Here is a 16,555-nt window from a genome sequence, read left to right on the forward strand (position 1 = left end):
CCTAGAAAAGGCAAGGAATATAGCTTAAAAGGAATTAAGATTTCTTCAAAGGAGCTGAAACACTAGCTTGTACACGTTGGTTAGCAGTATCAGTTTTATCAACACCTTCTAGAGTATCGTAGTAACCAAAACCTTTAGTATCAATCTTATCAGAAGCTAGACCTAGGTTTTCCATGTAATCTGCAACAGCTTCTGCTCTTTTCTCAGAAAGTTTCTGGTTATAGATTTCAAACTCGCCACCAGTTTGACCTTGTGAAGCATAACCTTTAACAGTTACAGAAGCAATATCACTACCTTTCACAAATTTAACAAAAGAAGCTATCGCATCTTTGCCTTTAGTATTTAGATCAGTGCTATCATACGCAAATTTAGTATCTAAATAAACAGTAACATCATCACCATCAACAGTATAGCAAGCTACTCCATCTTTAGTTAAGTTGAAGTTACCTTCGCATTGTTGAATACCTTCTGGAAGAGTATATTTACTCTCATCAACTGTAGGGATTGTTTCTGCAGCAGTCTTAGCACCGTTATCTTGTATCGCTGATGTATTTTGAGCATTCTCATCACCACCAAAGAACCAAGTTAAACCAGCACCAATATTATTTGTAGCACCCATAGCATTAGAGCCTGTGCCCACTGGAGCCATTGTTTGAATATATCTATAGTCAACACTTGCCTGAACATGTCTTGATAGTTCAAATTTAAGACCACCACCAACATCCCAAGCACCAGTTGCTTGACCTGATAAATTACCCCAACCAGCACCAGCAGCAGCATATGGAGTAAACATAGTACTATTACTCAGATTAAGGACACCTTCACCTATACCAGCAAAATGCTTACCTACCATTTGATTATATTGAACAGCAAAATATTTATTGATGTTATAACCTAAAAGGAAATTAGCTGCACCACCTGAAGGGGAGTTACCACTATCCGCAAGACCACTAGCACCTACACCTAGATACCATTGACCTGTTCTATCCTGAGGACCCCAAGTATCATTCTCATTCGTTATAGAGCTATAAGTGCTAGCAAATGGAGTAATAATAGAATTATCACTAACACTAGAAGCCTCTGGCTTATCCATTGTAGATGATACATCAGTTGTCATACTAGTATCAGTATCAGCTACTGCATCAGCAGCGAAAGAAGCTGTAAAAGTACCCAAAAGCACTGAAGTAGCTAGAACTATTTTCTTAAGTTTCATTATAGTAAATCCTTATTTTTAAAAGTATTAACACTTAAACTAAACTGTATTAAGTAGGTGAATCGCCGTGATTATATATCACATATAAAAGCTTTTCAATCCTTTTCAAAACGAAAAAACATTTTATTCGACACAAATCACCAAAAATAACTAAATTTTTTTTCAGTTATTTTTAAATAAATTCTATAAGCTTACTAATATAGGCGCCTTGTCATAACTCTTATTAGCTGAAATTACGCACTATACTTAATCGAGTAGACAAACTCTAATTACTCAATGCATTTGCCCCATTTAAACTGTATGAAAACAGTTAATTCAATCATACTTTTATAAAGAGCCTAGAAATAAATACTTATTAATTACAATAAGACTTACTTATAAACCACTTGAGCATTATAGTCCCCGTCTACAAAACGGAATTCACCATCTAGAGCTTTTATAATTCATTTTATAAGAAATTGGTTTCAGAAATATAGATAGAGATATTAAATTTGATTATAGATCTTACAAACAAGGTTAAGACATGAAGTTCTCAACACCATCTTTAAAATCAAAGCTGTGCTCTGCTGTAATATGTCTTACAGTTTTTGTTGTAGAACGCATTACTACACTATGAGTAACTGCAAAAGAACCACGAAGTGGGCTTTTAATACGCTTTACACCTTGAAGCATATTACCGTCAGTTACACCTGTTGCAGCGAATATAATATCACCTGAAGCAAGATCATCTATATCGTATTTTTTATCAAGATCTGTAATACCCCACTTATGTGCTCTTTTAATTTCAGCATCATCATGGAAAACAAGTCTTGCTTGCATTTGTCCACCTAGACACTTTAAAGCAGCAGCAGATAACACACCTTCAGGAGCACCACCTGTACCTATAAACACATCTATACCAGAACCTTCCGTAGCTGTAGCTATAACTCCAGAAACATCGCCATCATCTATAAGTATTACTCTAGCTCCACATTCACGAGCTTCTTTAATAATACTTGCATGCCTTGGTCTGTCCATAGTACATACAACTAACGCTGACATATGAACTCCTTTATACTCAGCAATTCTTTTTAGATTATCTGTCACAGAATCATCAAGATCAACTATGCCTTTAGGAGCAGTAATGCCACCTACAGCAATTTTCTCCATATAAACATCTGGAGCATTTAAGAAACCACCTTCATCAGCCATTGCCAATACAGTTAGCGCATTAGCACCACCTTTAGATGTGATTGTAGTTCCTTCAAGTGGATCCAAAGCTATATCAACCTTACAGCCACCAGCACCAACTTTCTCACCAATATACAGCATAGGAGCTTCATCCAGCTCACCTTCACCAATAACTACAGTACCATCAATATCAACGTCATTAAAAGCCTTTCTCATTGCATCAACAGCCGCCTGATCAGCAGCTATCTTATCACCTCGACCCATTTGTCCCCAAGAAGCTAATGCTGCCAACTCTGTTATTCTTACTGCTTCAAGTGCTACTTTTCTGTTCATTGATATATCCCTTCTGTGTTTTTTACTATTATTTGATTATAGGTTTTACAAAATCTTCTATTGTTACTTTTAGATCAGTAAGTTTGCCATGAAAAAAATGTCCTACATGATTTTTCTTTACTAATGTCAAATCTGAGTTCACCTTATTTAGCACAAAATCAAAAACTGATGATGCTCTAACCGTATCATCATCTATACCCTGTACAACGAGCCACTTAACATCCCTAGGTTGAGGATAACTAGTAAGATCAAATCTGTCAACAGCTGGCGCTACAGTAACCAAGATATTCGTTTCTAAAATGCTCGAAAGCCCTTTATATGCGATAGCTCCACCAAATGAGAATCCACATAAAATAATCTTTTTAAATTGGGTATTAGTTTTAATCCAATCATATACAGAAAGTAAATCCTCAAGCTCTCCAATCCCATCGCCATACTGACCTTCACTATTTCCAACCCCACGATAATTAAATCTATAAGACTCAATGCCAAGAGTTTTCATTGCTCTTGAAATAGTCGTAACTACTTTATTATGCATAGTCCCTTGATATAGTGGATGAGGGTGACAGATTATAGCAACAATATCTTCACTAGAATTTTTTACTTCATCATGAGCTACTTCTAGCTTTCCAACATTACCATCAATCAAAAAAACACTCATCTTGCACCTAAGATTCTGAAGTTAAATCACAGTCTTCTAACTTTATAAGCTTGGTCTTCTTAATATATTTATAACCAAAGTATAATGCTACAAAGCCAAAAAAACCTACATATGTTGTTATGAACTCAAATAAAAGACTAGCCCAACTTCTATCATAATTAGAAAAAATCACACCTGCTTGGCCTAATATTATTATAGATACAAGTAGTAATGCGAATATAGGCGCAAAAGGGAAGAATTTTGCTACAAATGGAAGATCTTTAAGGTTCTTACCTTGCTTAATATAAGCTCTTCTAAAACGATAATGACTTATAGCTATAGTAAACCAAGCAATAAAGCCTGCTAAACTAGAAATATTCACTAATAGACCAAAAAATCTATCTTCCCCAACCAACGGTTCAAAAATAAAAGCTGATCCAATCAAACATGTTGCTAATAAAGCATACATTGGAGTTCCATTAGAATTAGTTTTTGCAAAAAACTTAGGTGCTTGATTAATTTTGGAAAGATGCCACAAAACTCGGGTAGCACTGTACATACTAGCATTACATGCTGAGATTATAGCTGTTAAGATGATAACATTCATTATAGTTGCTGCCGAACTTAAACCTATATCTTGAAAAACGATTGTAAAAGGACTAGCAGAAACATCTTCACTAGCTGCCCCATTTATTAAAAACGGGGCATTATATGGGATAAGTGTACTAATAACAATTACAGCCAACACATAAAACAAAAATAGCCTCCAAAATGTTTGCTTAATTGCTTTTGGAATTGAAGTACTGGGATCTTTGGCTTCTCCTGCTGTAACACCTATAAATTCACTACCTTGAAATGAGAATCCTGCTATCATAAATACGGAAATAAAGCCTAGCCACCCATTATGAAAAGGAGCGTCTCCTATATGCCAGTTATGAAAACCAATACTCTCATGATTACCAACCAACCCTAATATAGATAAAAATCCTACTACAATGAATATAATAACTGTAGAAACCTTTATGAAAGACAGCCAATATTCAAACTCACCAAACACTCTGACAGACAAAAGATTTATAATAAAAACTAACGCAAAAAAGCCTAGTCCCCATAGGATAATTGAAGTACCAGGAAACCAGTACTGCATTACTACACCAGCAGCCACAATTTCTACAGCTATCGTAATCGCCCAGTTAAACCAATAACTCCACCCTGTACTGAAGCCAAGAGCAGGATCAACATAACGAGTAGCATATTCACAAAATGATCCACTCACAGGCCTATGAGCCGCCATCTCACCCAAGCTAGTCATTAAAAAATAAACCATCACCGAAATCACAATATATGCAAGCACTGTACCTCCTGGGCCTGCATCTGCTATTGCACCACCAAGAGCTAAGAATAGTCCTGTACCGATACAACCGCCTAAAGCTATCATCGACATATGGCGGGATTGTAAACTTCTATTTAACTTTTCTGACATTTATACTATCCTTTTTTTAACAATTCATACTTAAAATTTATTACTAAATAAATTCTCTGAAAGCTTTCAAAAATCAAGAGGCTGAGACCCTGCATATATTTATGCTAAGACCAGAAGCTCTCCACACTCAAGCAAGTGTGACAGTTCTAACACCTTTCAGTACTAGACCCAAAAAATCAAATCATAACTTTTTGACTTTTTTCGGCATAATCTCTAGAAACATAATCATCATTAAGTGTTATGACTTTCAAATTAGTTCTATAGAATTACGCATCCTCTTCTTTTAAAATTATCTGTGGTAAAAAACCGACATCACTAAGTGTAACATAGCAGACCAAAAGCTGTCAAACTGACCTTCTAGCATCAAGTCTCAACAGAAGGTTTCTTTCTCTCATACATAACCCAGTAAATAAGCCATGTACAAATATAGACAAACACCCCACAGAAAATCACATCACTAAAGAAGTGTCCTCCTTGTGCCATTCTCATCCAACCTAACCCTCCTCCAGCTAATATAGCTGCAGTAAAAGCTACCAGTTTCTTTTTACGAGTCACTAAAAGTGGCATAAATGCAAACAACCAAAACCCCATTGATGCATCACCACATACAAAAGAGCAGTTTTTACCACATTGATTGGATATAACAAATGGTTTTTGAAAAACCATATCACCAGAGAATTCTTGCACCATAACAGGTCTAGGCCTACCCCAATGATCTTTAAATATATAGTTAACGACCAATCCTGGTCCTATCCACAAGCAAACTGCAACAAAAAAAACTTCTTTGCGATGCTTAATCTGAAAACATTTGATAAATAACGACCCTAGGAGAAAAAGAATCACACCAATAGAAAAAAATATTGGAAAGAATCTAGCAAACCAGTGTAAAAATCCAAGAACCCCATCATAACCACCAACAAAACCTTGCGTTGAAGGATCATAAAAATGACTAGCTACATCTATATCAACATTAGGGAAAATTAAGAAAAATAGCCATACCAAAAAACAAACTACTATACCAAGTGCAACATGCATTTTCGCCAAAATATTTCTCCTTAGCTATCTTAAGATATTTTAATTTATAAAGACTCTAACATTTTTATGCTTTTTTTTGTTAGAATATCCTTTGATTTTATTAACAAGCTTAACACCTATATTCTATACAAAACCATGACAGATAGTAAACATAAAAATACAAATCATGCAGTTGGAAGGCTTAAAATTGCTTTAGTCCTAATATTAGCAGCTATAGTAATCTATCTTTTCATTGCTCTTTTCACTTTTAATATCAATGATGCTGGCTGGAGTAGTATCTCTTCAGAAACTATCACAAAAAATTATGCCGGCCCTGTTGGAGCGTATATTTCTAGCTTCCTACTAGCAATATTTGGTGTAATTGCTTTTTTAATACCTTTTTTAATAATTGACATCATCCGAGTGCTACTCATAAAACCTAAAGACGAGCAGCTTAGCTATGTTATGTTTACAATCAAAATCATTGGAATAGTCATTTTCATCCTTTCATGTACTGGTCTTGCTGAATTATATTTAAGCTTTGCAAACTATTGGGTTCCTCAAAGATCTGGAGGTATTCTTGGATATGAGAGTGCAAAATTTGTAGTTAAATACCTAAGTACTGTTGGTGGATCTTTTACTCTCATCATAACTCTTTTTGTTGGACTAACTCTTTATTGTGGAAATTCTTGGTTAAACTTAATAAAAGAAGTGTCAAAGTTAATAACTAAAACTCTTGCATATATTGCTACCTCTAAACCTAAAGAAAAAGATAACATTAATAGGATTGATGATTTTGAGGAATTTAAAAATAAATCCTCCAACTTATCAAAAGATGAAAAAGCATCAACAAACATAAGTTTAGATAATAAAACAGATCAAAGTGTACAGCAAAGTGATGAAGATACTTTTAGAGAAATTTTAGGTCACCCTAACAACGATGAAGAACTTACTTTTATAGATAATAAATCCTTTGAAGAAGACTCAGAAGAAAATATAGTTAACGGATCTGAACATGGAGGTTTTGAACCTGTAGTTCCAGAAGAAATAGAGTCAACTGAGACTAAAAGATTCGATTCCTTTGAAGAGTTTGTAGAAGCTACTCCAGCCCCAGTAATGCCTAAAGCTAAAACTGAGCAACCATTAAATAACCAATCTGTTACACAGAATAATCCAGTTAACAATGCAGTTACTACTAGAGACAACTTTAAAAAAGTTGGACTGCCGTCAATTGACCTACTCTTAGAACCTGAAGATAAAAAAATAGTTGTATCACAGCAAGAACTCAATGAAACATCCTCTTTACTAGAACAAACCCTAAATGACTTTAATATAAACGCTAAAGTTGTAGGTGCTTACCCAGGCCCCGTAATTACAAGATACGAAATAGATTTAGCTCGTGGAACTAAAGTAAGCAAGCTTGTTGGCATATCTCAAGATTTGGCTAGAGCATTATCAACTACAGCTGTAAGGGTTGTTGAAGTAATCCCAGGCAAGCCTTATGTAGGTCTTGAATTACCTAATCCTACACGTGAAATGGTTCGTATTAAAGAAGTCCTAGGCTGTCCCGAATTTTTAGACTCTAAATCCCCAACACTAATGGGAATAGGTGTTGATATATCTGGTAAACCAACTTTTGCTGAACTTGCTAAAATGCCACATCTACTAGTAGCTGGTACAACAGGTTCTGGTAAATCTGTAGGTGTTAACTCAATGATTATAAGTATGCTTTACAAATGTACTCCTGAGCAACTTAAATTCATTATGATAGATCCAAAAATGCTGGAACTTTCTATCTATGATGGTATCCCTCACTTACTTACGCCTGTAGTTACAGATATGACAGAGGCTGCTAATTCTCTTCGCTGGTGTGTAAAAGAAATGGAACGCCGTTATGCATTAATGTCTGCAGCTGGTGTAAGAAATATTGCCTTACTAAACGATAAAATTGAGCAAGCTGAAAAAGATGGTCGCCCACTTAAAGACACAATGTTTATTAAGATGAATCCAGAACGAGCACATGAAGCACCAATACTTACTAAGATGCCATATATCGTAGTTGTTGCTGATGAGTTTGCAGATATGATAATGGTAGTTGGCAAAAAGGTGGAAGAACTTATTGCTAGACTCGCACAAAAAGCTCGTGCTGCTGGTATCCATATTATATTAGCAACTCAAAGACCTTCAGCAGATGTGGTTACAGGACTTATTAAAGCAAATATTCCAACAAGAATGTCTTTCCAAGTTTCTGCAAAAATTGATTCTAGAATTATGCTTGATCAACAAGGAGCTGAGCAGCTCTTGGGGATGGGTGATATGCTATATCTAAAACCAGGTTTAGGAGCTCCTATGCGTATCCATGGTGCTTTCGTCGATGATAACGAAGTACATAAGGTTGTTGATGCTTGGAAAGAGTATGGTGCTCCTGAATATATTGAAGATATCTTAGAAACTAGTGAAGATGGTGAAAATGGTTCTAGCGGAGATAATGGTAGCAGTGAAGATCCTCTATACAATGATGCTGTTGAAATTGTAATCAAATCTCAAAAAGCTTCTATTTCTGCAGTGCAAAGAAAATTAAAAATAGGCTATAATCGTTCAGCTAGACTTATGGAAGAAATGGAAGATAACGGTATAGTTTCCGAAATGAACCAAAATGGTATGCGTGATGTACTAATAAATAGGGAACAATAATGAAAAAAATAATCCTAACTATATTTATCACACTTCTAGCTACAACACTTTTTGCTTCTCCTACGAACGATTTAATTTCAAAAATTAAAAATATCAACTCAATGTCTGCTGACTTCACACAAAAACTTATCGATGGTCAAAATAACAGCAACAATAACTCAAAAGGTATAATGAGCCTTAAAAAACCTGGTGATTTTAAATGGGTTACAAAAACCCCAAACAACCAGCAAATAGTGTCAAATGGTGCAAAATTATGGATTTATGACGCTGATTTAGAACAGCTTATTATTAAAAAAGTTTCTAATAATATCGCTCAATTTCCTTATTTAATTTTACTATCTAAAAATGCAAATAACTTAGATAAGTTATTTAACATAAAAGAAAAATCAGAAAACACTTACATCCTAAAGCCAAAAGATGATGAAATGATAAATAGCATTACCATTAAATTTGATAGTAGTGGTGAGCTAGAATGCTTAGAGATCTCAACATCTTTACATCAATACACTCAAATAAAATTTGATAATGTAAAAATGAATACCTCAAATATCAAAACTGAGGATTTTAATTTTAAAACTCCAAAAGGAACTGATGTAATTGATGAGACCAAAGCTTAACACTCGCCCTGATACAAAATGAGATATTTGTCGTAAAGGAGTTTATGTCTAATTTAAGTATCTACTTAGGGTTATATCTTCCATTCTATTTCACCAAGATTATTTTTCTGTAGATAATCATTGGCTAAAACAAAATGTCCACAACCTAAAAACCCTCTATATGCAGATAATGGCGATGGATGTGAAGACTCTAGCACCAAATGCTTAGATGAATCAATCAAAGACTTTTTTTTGCGTGCATGAGCACCCCATAACATAAATACAACATTTTGCTTATACTTAGAGATTTTCTGAATCATAGAATCTGTAAAAGTCTCCCAGCCAATATCTTTATGGGAATTTGCATTGTGAGCTTCAACAGTAAGAGTAGTATTTAGCAAGAAAATCCCCTGTTTTGCCCATTTTTCAAGATTACCATGAGTTGGGATTTGAAATCCTTCAACACTAGCTTCCAGCTCTTTATACATATTGCGCAAAGATGGCGGAATGTCGACACCTTTTTGTACAGAAAAAGCTAGCCCATGAGCTTGATTGTAATTGTGATATGGATCCTGCCCCAAGATAACTACTTTAAGATTATCAAATTCTGTTAATTTAAAAGCATTAAAAACATTTTCTTCAGCAGGAAAAATAATTTTACCCTGCTCTTTTTCAGCCTCTAAAAAAGAGAGTGTTTGCTTAAAATATAGTTTTTGCTTTTCTTGTGAAATAAGATCTAACCAATTCATTAGGACACTCCTAGAGAGTTTTTTGAAATTTCAGGAAAATATTAGTTGTAGAAGATTATTTAATTAAAGCTTTATAAATAGAATCTTTCAACTCAAGTCTTTGTTTTTTAAGATCCTCAAGTCGGACATCTTCAAACTTACCAGTGCTTTCTAAGTTGAATACTTCTTTATCTAAATCCTCATACTGTTTCATCTGCTTACTTACATGATGGTCGGCTTTGATATTATGAATTTGTGCTTTTAGTTCTGGAAACTCTTTTATTAATGGATGATGCTCTAACATATGAACTCCTTTTACATTGTAATGTACTTTACACAATACCACCAATATTACTAAATTTAAAGGCTCACAGTAAATATTTGAAAAGTAAACTCAAACATCAAAAGACTGTCGATTTAACAAAAATAAAAAAACAAAATAAATAAAAAAGTTATTTATTAGCTATTGCTCGATAAGTTTCCATTACGATAGCATCTGTAGGATCCATCTCTAAAGAGACCTCATAAAGCTTTTTAGCAATATCATCATAAGCAGGTTTTGTAATCCCTTCTTGATCAAGTAGATATTCAACATATCTTGTAGCTCTATCTATCAGCTTATTATTGCCTGGTGTTACAAAAGTCATGATATTACTAGTGAAACGACCTAGTCTAGCCATTACAAGTGTAGAATGGCTATTCATCACCATTTTTATAAGCACTTGAGAGCTTAATTCAGACATATCTTTATACTTTATCTCTAATTTTGTATCGGCATAGTTTATAACAAACATATTTTTAGCACTTGATACTTCAATTACTTGATGATTAGGCAACACACTTCTTCTTTCTAATGCTTGTAAAGATATATCAAAACCTTGTAAGTTTTTAACACCCGTTTGCTCTTTTGAAAAGTCCCACTCTAGCGTTCTAGGTTCATGGTTAAGAACTTGATCCCACACATTTTCTTTGGCACTGTCTTTCACAGCTAGATAACAATAACTTGAAACAGGGTTCTGATGGTTTGTATTTTCAAAAGGATTTACACTAAATGTTGGTGTGCGTTCTGTTGTATCTGTAAGTACAGTTAAACCTAAGTTACTATCAGTAAGGTAAGTTGCATAGCCTCCTTGCTTATAACAATTAGATTCAAACTGTGTAAACTTAGCAACTTCATTACAATCAAGATTTCTTAACGCATCAAGCAAAGCATCGCACTCTTTAGCGTAGTCAATATCTTCAATGATAGAAAATAATGCCAAACCAACAAATAGCGTTTGTACAGAAGTTGCTTGCATTCTTGTACTTCCGGCTAATGCCATCGAACCAATTTCAATACAAACATTTTTTACATCATCCGCTTTTATAAGATCATCCGAGCGTTTCACATTAGCTAAAAGTTCATCACCATTACAATAAACCAACCATGGATTATATTTTGAATGCTCTCGTGCATACTCAACTGTTGAAAGTACGAAAGGTGTTTCACCACCCTCTGTAACACCAACCATCATATCCTGCTCTGTAAATCCAAGTTCTTTTATGTGGCGAATAGCATACTCTTCATAATCTTCAAAACCTTCAACAGAACGAACTAAAGCACCATCACCACCTGCCATGAAGCCAATTACTTTATCTTTTAATTCAGCTGGAGCCCTACTTTTCCATAAACTTTCAATAAACATCGCCAAACGACCAGTTGCACCACAACCTGATATATAAACTCTACCTGATTGCATTACTTCAATTAAATCAGCTTTAAGCTCATTAATTTCCGCACCATACTCTTTAACTTTAGTTATCGCATCAATATCTACCGCTCTAATCATCTCTACAGCTTTACCTAGACCCGAATCTGCCATTTCGGCAAGCCCTACTGTTTCAGGGTTAGGTTTTTCTGTTGTTAAGTGACCTAGTTTGAATTTTTCACGATTGTCCCAAAAAAAATTCCAGTCTTTAATAAGTGCCATTTTTTATACTCCTATGTTATACATTTTTATATTCTCTAATAATTCCTAATATTTTTTAAACTTTGTTCAAATAGAATTTTTCCATTTTCAAAATATGTTTCAAGCTGGCTTTCCAAATGATACTGCCCTATATCGTAACTATCATCTAGCACTATTGTTTCATATTCACCATGCTGATTTTTTATCAAATCTAGTCGCCCTTTTTTAGACTTTTTATTAGGGTCTGTAATAGGGTTTTTCGATACTGTACAAAGCTTACCATCTTTTATAATTGCAGAACATTTTATTGCAAACTTAAATGAATCACGATTAAGAGATGACTCAAAGTTACCTTGTAACAATGCTCCACCCATACCAAATGCAATATTCTCAGCTGAATATCTGTGCTCTTGCATTGCTAAAAGTATCTCTTCTATAAGATTAATATTTACTCCATCTCCTTGGATAAGTGCAACATTTTTAATAACTTTGTAACCTTTAGAGTTGATTGTTACACCAAAACCTTTTTCTAGCTCCTCAAGTGCATATAAAATATTATCTAAAGCATCTCCTGAATCTGGTCTGATAACTAAATTTGCTTTTTTCTCAGCTATCTTATCTTTGAGACTAACCCAAGTTTTTATTGCTTTTTTAAAATCCCAGCTATCTGAAACGCAACCATATAGTACACTAGCATCACCAAATTGCTCTATCATATTTTCAAAAGCTTGTTTTTCACACTCTGAACCTTCACCCCAACTTGTAATAGTTGAATGCTCACTTGCTGGTATCGAAAAACCTGCCATTTGCTCATCATAATAATCTTTACAAACTCTCAACCCTGCTAGTGTGTCTGTGCCCATAAAGTTAGTCAAATGAGCAGCTCCACCTATTCCTGCTGACTCTTCAGATGAAACACCTCTATAACCAAAATCATGAAGCATAAAATTTAGTTTATCTAGCGTATCTGACGTTTGTTGAAGATACTTTTTAATAGTTTCTTTTATATTTGAGCTTATTGAAGCGACTGTTGTTGGGTACCATACTTTTAAAAGCAAAGTTTCCAGCATACCTGGTAACCATGCAAGCTCTTCATCTGTACTTTCTATAGTCATTAAGACATTGTGTGTTGGCACCATTGAGCCCTCTCTCACAGCTCTTACCCTAACTGGAAAATAACCATTATGCTTTTCTAAAACTCGTTCAAAACCTTTACGGTAAAAAACCAAACCATGAGCTTTCAAAACTTTTTCAGCTTCATCAATCATAGCTAGCGTTATTGGTTGGCTTAGATATTTTTTAAGATAATACTGTAATCCAAAAAACCTGGTAACACTTCCAAGATAAGCATTTGCCACACCTCTACTTTCCATATAAAAATGAGTGTATGTAGTGTTTTTAGGATACTGATAGGGATGTGAGTGCTTATAACTATCTGTCATAAGAATCAAATTCGAAGGATTCATAATACTAAATTAAACAACGATAAAATAAGCTTGTAAGATAATTATAAACAGATAGATATTAAGAAGGAAATATTTTTAACCTTTAATGTTTCTTTCGACAAGTCTTAAAAGGTTTTGCATGTATTCTAATGAAACTTTTGTTTTGTCTAAAAGAGGATTATATTCTGCAATTTCAAAACAAACTAAACTGCCAAAATTAATTTGTCTAATAGTGTTATAAAAAACTATTGAATCTATACCATCTTCAAACGGCGTACCGACAGCATCAAGATTTGTTGAATCAAGACCATCCAAATCAAAACTAATACCAACATTTCCATTTGTGATTTTTTCTAAGCGTACAAACTCTTCTAAGAAGATCTTTTCAAAATTCTTAGTATTTAAATCTTCTTGATAATAAATTTTAACGCCTAAGCTGTCAAGCAACTCTTTTTCTGGAGCCTCGTAAGACCTTATCCCAAAAAACACTATATTTTCAGGTTTTAATTTTGGCTCATCATTTAATATTTTCTTCAACTCATCATGACCATAACCAAGTAGATGAGCAACTGGCATACCATGTATATTGCTAGTATATGAAGTTCTGGTCGATGACTATCCAAATGTGCATCTATCCATATCAACCCTAACTCATTATTTTGCTTTTCTTCATGTTGCCATAGCACAAGAATGATCTCCCCCAAGAACTAAAGGAAACTTATTCTTATCAAGTAAGTCTGAAACTTTCATTGCAACTTTATTAAAGTATTTTGCCATAGTTTCAACTTCTGATCGACCACCAATATAATTAAGAATCTGAGAGTCTATTCTTCTATCCCTAAGAGCATCTAATAAAACATATGGTGCTCTACCACAACCTATTTCACGCCCAGCATTTCCTATTGCTACGCCGATTGCTTCTACTTTCTTCATAAAAACCTCTGCTTATATAGCTGAAAATAAATTTTTAGGATCTTTGATTGGTGGAACCATTTCCATATCATGCCCTATATCGTATTTTTCTGCTAACTCATAAACCATACGAAGTACTGAAAAATCCTCTACAGCAAAACCTACAGAATCATAAATTGTAATTTCTTGATCGTTTTCACGACCTTTTTTAAGTCCTGCTGCAATTTCCCAAACTTCTGCATGAAGTACCTGCTCAACCTCTTGTTCTGATAAGTTTTGAATTTCTCCTTCAATCATTGATTGCTCAGTGTACTCAACAACAACCTTACCTTTAAATAATATCTCCGATTCAAGTTCTGTTTTACCAGGGCAGTCACCACCAAGCCCACTAATATGCATACCTGGTTTGACCCATTCCTTTTCAATTACAACAGCATGAAGCTTACAGGCAGTACAAACTACTATTATGTCAGCTCCTTCACAAGCATCTTTAGCGTTGTTGCAAGCAACTAGCTCAAGCCCTGCATCTTTCATATTATTAGCATATTTTTTCATCGCCTCTGGATCTGTATCAAAATACTGTACTTTCTCAATTGGACGAATAAGCTTATGTGCTAAAGTTTGAAACTCACTCTGTGCTCCAGTACCTATAAGTGCTATAGTTTTACTATCTTTTCTAGCCAAAAAATCTGCCGCTAAGATTGTAGCAGAAGCTGTTCTAAGAGCTGTTAGTACTGTCATTTCAGATATAAGTAGAGGATAACCATACTTGATTTCATTCAATTGCCCAGTAGCAACAACTGTTTGTTTGCCTTCGAATGGGTTTGCTGGATGTCCGTTAACACATTTGTATGCAAAAAGCTCATTATCTGCTGTAGGCATAAGCTCCAAAACTCCACCAGGAACATGCGCTGCATAACGAGGCGATTTATCAAACTCATTCCATCTGATAAAATCGTCTTTTATATAATTTTTAAGATCTCCCATAAACTGGTTAATCCCATGCTTTTCTACTATTTTCGCAACATCTTGTACTGATAAAACTTTCATTTTAATCTCCTCACTTTCAATTTACTTAATCACTATTATAATTCAAATATTTTACTTTAGACAGTCAACTCCTGCCTCTTACTATTGTTTAATAAAACAAAGCAAATATCATAAAGATAACTGCTATTATGAAAATCAGTGCTCTAACACCTCGACCACCGCCAAAGAAGTAAGAGCCATCACGATTATACTTATCAAATAATTTACAGGACACACTAGCAGGCAAAACTATAGAATAAGCTATACCTGCAAACCCTGATACAGCTAGAGCTAATACAAATATATCATTAAAGTATACCGCTATCAACAACGATGGTATCAATACTATTGCTCCAGCAATTATACGACCCTTTAAATTAGGACTTAATTTTAAAGCATCAATCCAAAAATCAATAAATGCTAGTGATATCGTAATAAATGATGCAAACAGACTAACATTTAAAAAAATATCTAAAGCACTAACTGCCAATGAACTTGAGCTGCTTTGTTTTATTATTGAAACAAGTCCGTCGAGTGTCGGATCAGCCATAAATATCTCATCTGCCCCAGCATGCTTTATGAACCCAGACATAATAACAACCCATAGTGTATATATAACACAGGTTATAAAGGTACCTATAAGTATAATTTTTTTAATCTCTTTCTTATTTTCAGGCCCAACATAATTCACAATACTTGGTAATATAGATTGATATGAAAATGCCAAAATAACTATGAGAGTTGCTTGAGTTATAGCTGTAAAATTCATAGGTACTACAAAAAGACTTTTAAGATCAATATACCTTGACAACAGTAATATCACCAAAACCAGGGAAATTAACTTAACTGTCATAACAACTCTATTAATTTTCTCGGAATACTTCATACTACCGATGAGAACTATAGATAAAATAGCTGTAAATAAAACTTCTGCAATTGAGGGGCTTATGCAACTGTATAAGTTAATATTACAAGCATTTGAACCTAATAAAGAAGGTACCGCACCAATATAAGCTGTCAAACTGGCATATATAGCCACTGAAAATGCTATCAATGTTATTATCTTACCAGGCATACCAAATGCTTCTTGAGCTAGAGATGTATAGTGATTCCTAAATTTTGGCAACTTCGTACTGACCTCAACGACCAACATCCCAGATATAGTCATTAATATATACATTGAAATAGTTAAGACTATAGTTGCAATAATTCCTACTTTAAATGCCATTATTGGTAGTGCAAATATTCCACCTCCGATCATAGAGCTTATGACCAATAAAACACAACCACAATATTTAAAAAAACCGACATTACTACTCAAAACATTTTACTCCTACTAAGGTTTAGTA

At 34.3% G+C, this 16,555-nt stretch carries 11 protein-coding genes, 4 pseudogenes and 1 riboswitch; of the genes and pseudogenes, 3 read left to right on the plus strand and 12 right to left on the minus strand.

The genetic code is table 11. The annotated features are described in order from the left end of the window. Nucleotides 1-34 precede the first annotated feature (34 nt). The 5 genes from CDH04_RS07520 to lpxF all read right to left on the minus strand — a co-directional run bounded on the left by CDH04_RS07520 (nucleotide 35) and on the right by lpxF (nucleotide 5,874). Nucleotides 35-1,213, minus strand: coding sequence for an OmpA family protein (locus CDH04_RS07520; protein ID WP_112870437.1), 1,179 nt, complete (start codon nucleotides 1,211-1,213; stop codon nucleotides 35-37). A 516-nt stretch (nucleotides 1,214-1,729) separates the two neighbouring features. After that, entirely contained in the window at nucleotides 1,730-2,716 is a 987-nt protein-coding gene (glpX, locus tag CDH04_RS07525; protein WP_112870438.1) for a class II fructose-bisphosphatase, read from the minus strand. A gap of 28 nt (nucleotides 2,717-2,744) precedes the next feature. Further along, nucleotides 2,745-3,377 carry an alpha/beta hydrolase gene (locus CDH04_RS07530; protein ID WP_112870439.1) on the minus strand — a complete coding sequence of 211 codons (633 nt, stop codon included), beginning with the start codon at nucleotides 3,375-3,377 and terminating at the stop codon, nucleotides 2,745-2,747. Nucleotides 3,378-3,384: 7 nt separating this feature from the next. Continuing rightward, entirely contained in the window at nucleotides 3,385-4,839 is a 1,455-nt protein-coding gene (locus CDH04_RS07535) for an amino acid permease (RefSeq protein ID WP_112870440.1), read from the minus strand. Between the two features lie 106 nt (nucleotides 4,840-4,945). Then, nucleotides 4,946-5,127, minus strand: a riboswitch (Lysine riboswitch). Nucleotides 5,128-5,202: 75 nt separating this feature from the next. Then, nucleotides 5,203-5,874, minus strand: a complete 672-nt coding sequence (gene lpxF, locus CDH04_RS07540) for a lipid A 4'-phosphatase LpxF (RefSeq protein WP_409254766.1) — start codon at nucleotides 5,872-5,874, stop codon at nucleotides 5,203-5,205. Between the two features lie 135 nt (nucleotides 5,875-6,009). Between lpxF and CDH04_RS10135 the strand changes: the two are divergent. From CDH04_RS10135 to lolA, 3 genes and pseudogenes are all read left to right on the plus strand, one after another. After that, nucleotides 6,010-6,541: pseudogene (locus CDH04_RS10135) on the plus strand (DNA translocase FtsK 4TM domain-containing protein); the annotation flags it as partial. A 533-nt stretch (nucleotides 6,542-7,074) separates the two neighbouring features. Beyond that, nucleotides 7,075-8,547: pseudogene (locus CDH04_RS10140) on the plus strand (DNA translocase FtsK); the annotation flags it as partial. Next, nucleotides 8,547-9,164: an outer membrane lipoprotein periplasmic chaperone LolA gene (gene lolA / locus CDH04_RS07550; protein WP_112870443.1), complete on the plus strand. Its 618-nt coding sequence runs from the start codon at nucleotides 8,547-8,549 to the stop codon at nucleotides 9,162-9,164. The pseudogene CDH04_RS10140 and the gene lolA, both read left to right, overlap by 1 nt. A 71-nt stretch (nucleotides 9,165-9,235) precedes the next feature. Here the strand turns inward: lolA and ung are convergent. The 7 genes and pseudogenes from ung to CDH04_RS07585 form a co-directional block, all read right to left on the minus strand. After that, nucleotides 9,236-9,904: pseudogene (gene ung / locus CDH04_RS07555) on the minus strand (uracil-DNA glycosylase); the annotation flags it as partial. A 43-nt stretch (nucleotides 9,905-9,947) separates the two neighbouring features. Beyond that, complete coding sequence (locus CDH04_RS07560) at nucleotides 9,948-10,175, minus strand: HP1242/YdcH family protein (RefSeq protein ID WP_112870445.1); 228 nt, start codon at nucleotides 10,173-10,175, stop codon at nucleotides 9,948-9,950. A 148-nt stretch (nucleotides 10,176-10,323) separates the two neighbouring features. Beyond that, nucleotides 10,324-11,841, minus strand: a complete 1,518-nt coding sequence (locus CDH04_RS07565) for an N-acetylmuramic acid 6-phosphate etherase family protein (RefSeq protein WP_112870446.1) — start codon at nucleotides 11,839-11,841, stop codon at nucleotides 10,324-10,326. 35 nt (nucleotides 11,842-11,876) lie between these two features. Further along, nucleotides 11,877-13,286: a nicotinate phosphoribosyltransferase gene (locus CDH04_RS07570; RefSeq protein ID WP_112870447.1), complete on the minus strand. Its 1,410-nt coding sequence runs from the start codon at nucleotides 13,284-13,286 to the stop codon at nucleotides 11,877-11,879. Between the two features lie 75 nt (nucleotides 13,287-13,361). Continuing rightward, a pseudogene (locus CDH04_RS07575) lies at nucleotides 13,362-14,198 on the minus strand (arginase family protein). Between the two features lie 12 nt (nucleotides 14,199-14,210). Beyond that, a complete protein-coding gene (locus CDH04_RS07580; RefSeq protein ID WP_112870448.1) occupies nucleotides 14,211-15,227 on the minus strand; it encodes an ornithine cyclodeaminase in 1,017 nt (338 codons plus the stop codon). A gap of 88 nt (nucleotides 15,228-15,315) precedes the next feature. Next, nucleotides 15,316-16,527, minus strand: coding sequence for an aromatic amino acid transport family protein (locus CDH04_RS07585; protein WP_112870449.1), 1,212 nt, complete (start codon nucleotides 16,525-16,527; stop codon nucleotides 15,316-15,318). Between the last annotated feature and the right edge of the window lie 28 nt (nucleotides 16,528-16,555).

Origin of the sequence: Francisella adeliensis (assembly GCF_003290445.1) — a bacterium.
GTDB lineage: Bacteria > Pseudomonadota > Gammaproteobacteria > Francisellales > Francisellaceae > Francisella > Francisella adeliensis.

Excerpts from the sequence above, each read along its gene's own strand:
- CDH04_RS07520 (WP_112870437.1), bottom strand. The coding sequence starts at position 1,213 with ATGAAACTTAAGAAAATAGTTCTAGCTACTTCAGTGCTTTTGGGTACT.
- glpX (WP_112870438.1), bottom strand. The coding sequence starts at position 2,716 with ATGAACAGAAAAGTAGCACTTGAAGCAGTAAGAATAACAGAGTTGGCA.
- CDH04_RS07530 (WP_112870439.1), bottom strand. The coding sequence starts at position 3,377 with ATGAGTGTTTTTTTGATTGATGGTAATGTTGGAAAGCTAGAAGTAGCT.
- CDH04_RS07535 (WP_112870440.1), bottom strand. The coding sequence starts at position 4,839 with ATGTCAGAAAAGTTAAATAGAAGTTTACAATCCCGCCATATGTCGATG.
- lpxF (WP_409254766.1), bottom strand. The coding sequence starts at position 5,874 with ATGCATGTTGCACTTGGTATAGTAGTTTGTTTTTTGGTATGGCTATTT.
- lolA (WP_112870443.1), top strand. The coding sequence starts at position 8,547 with ATGAAAAAAATAATCCTAACTATATTTATCACACTTCTAGCTACAACA.
- CDH04_RS07560 (WP_112870445.1), bottom strand. The coding sequence starts at position 10,175 with ATGTTAGAGCATCATCCATTAATAAAAGAGTTTCCAGAACTAAAAGCA.
- CDH04_RS07565 (WP_112870446.1), bottom strand. The coding sequence starts at position 11,841 with ATGGCACTTATTAAAGACTGGAATTTTTTTTGGGACAATCGTGAAAAA.
- CDH04_RS07570 (WP_112870447.1), bottom strand. The coding sequence starts at position 13,286 with ATGAATCCTTCGAATTTGATTCTTATGACAGATAGTTATAAGCACTCA.
- CDH04_RS07580 (WP_112870448.1), bottom strand. The coding sequence starts at position 15,227 with ATGAAAGTTTTATCAGTACAAGATGTTGCGAAAATAGTAGAAAAGCAT.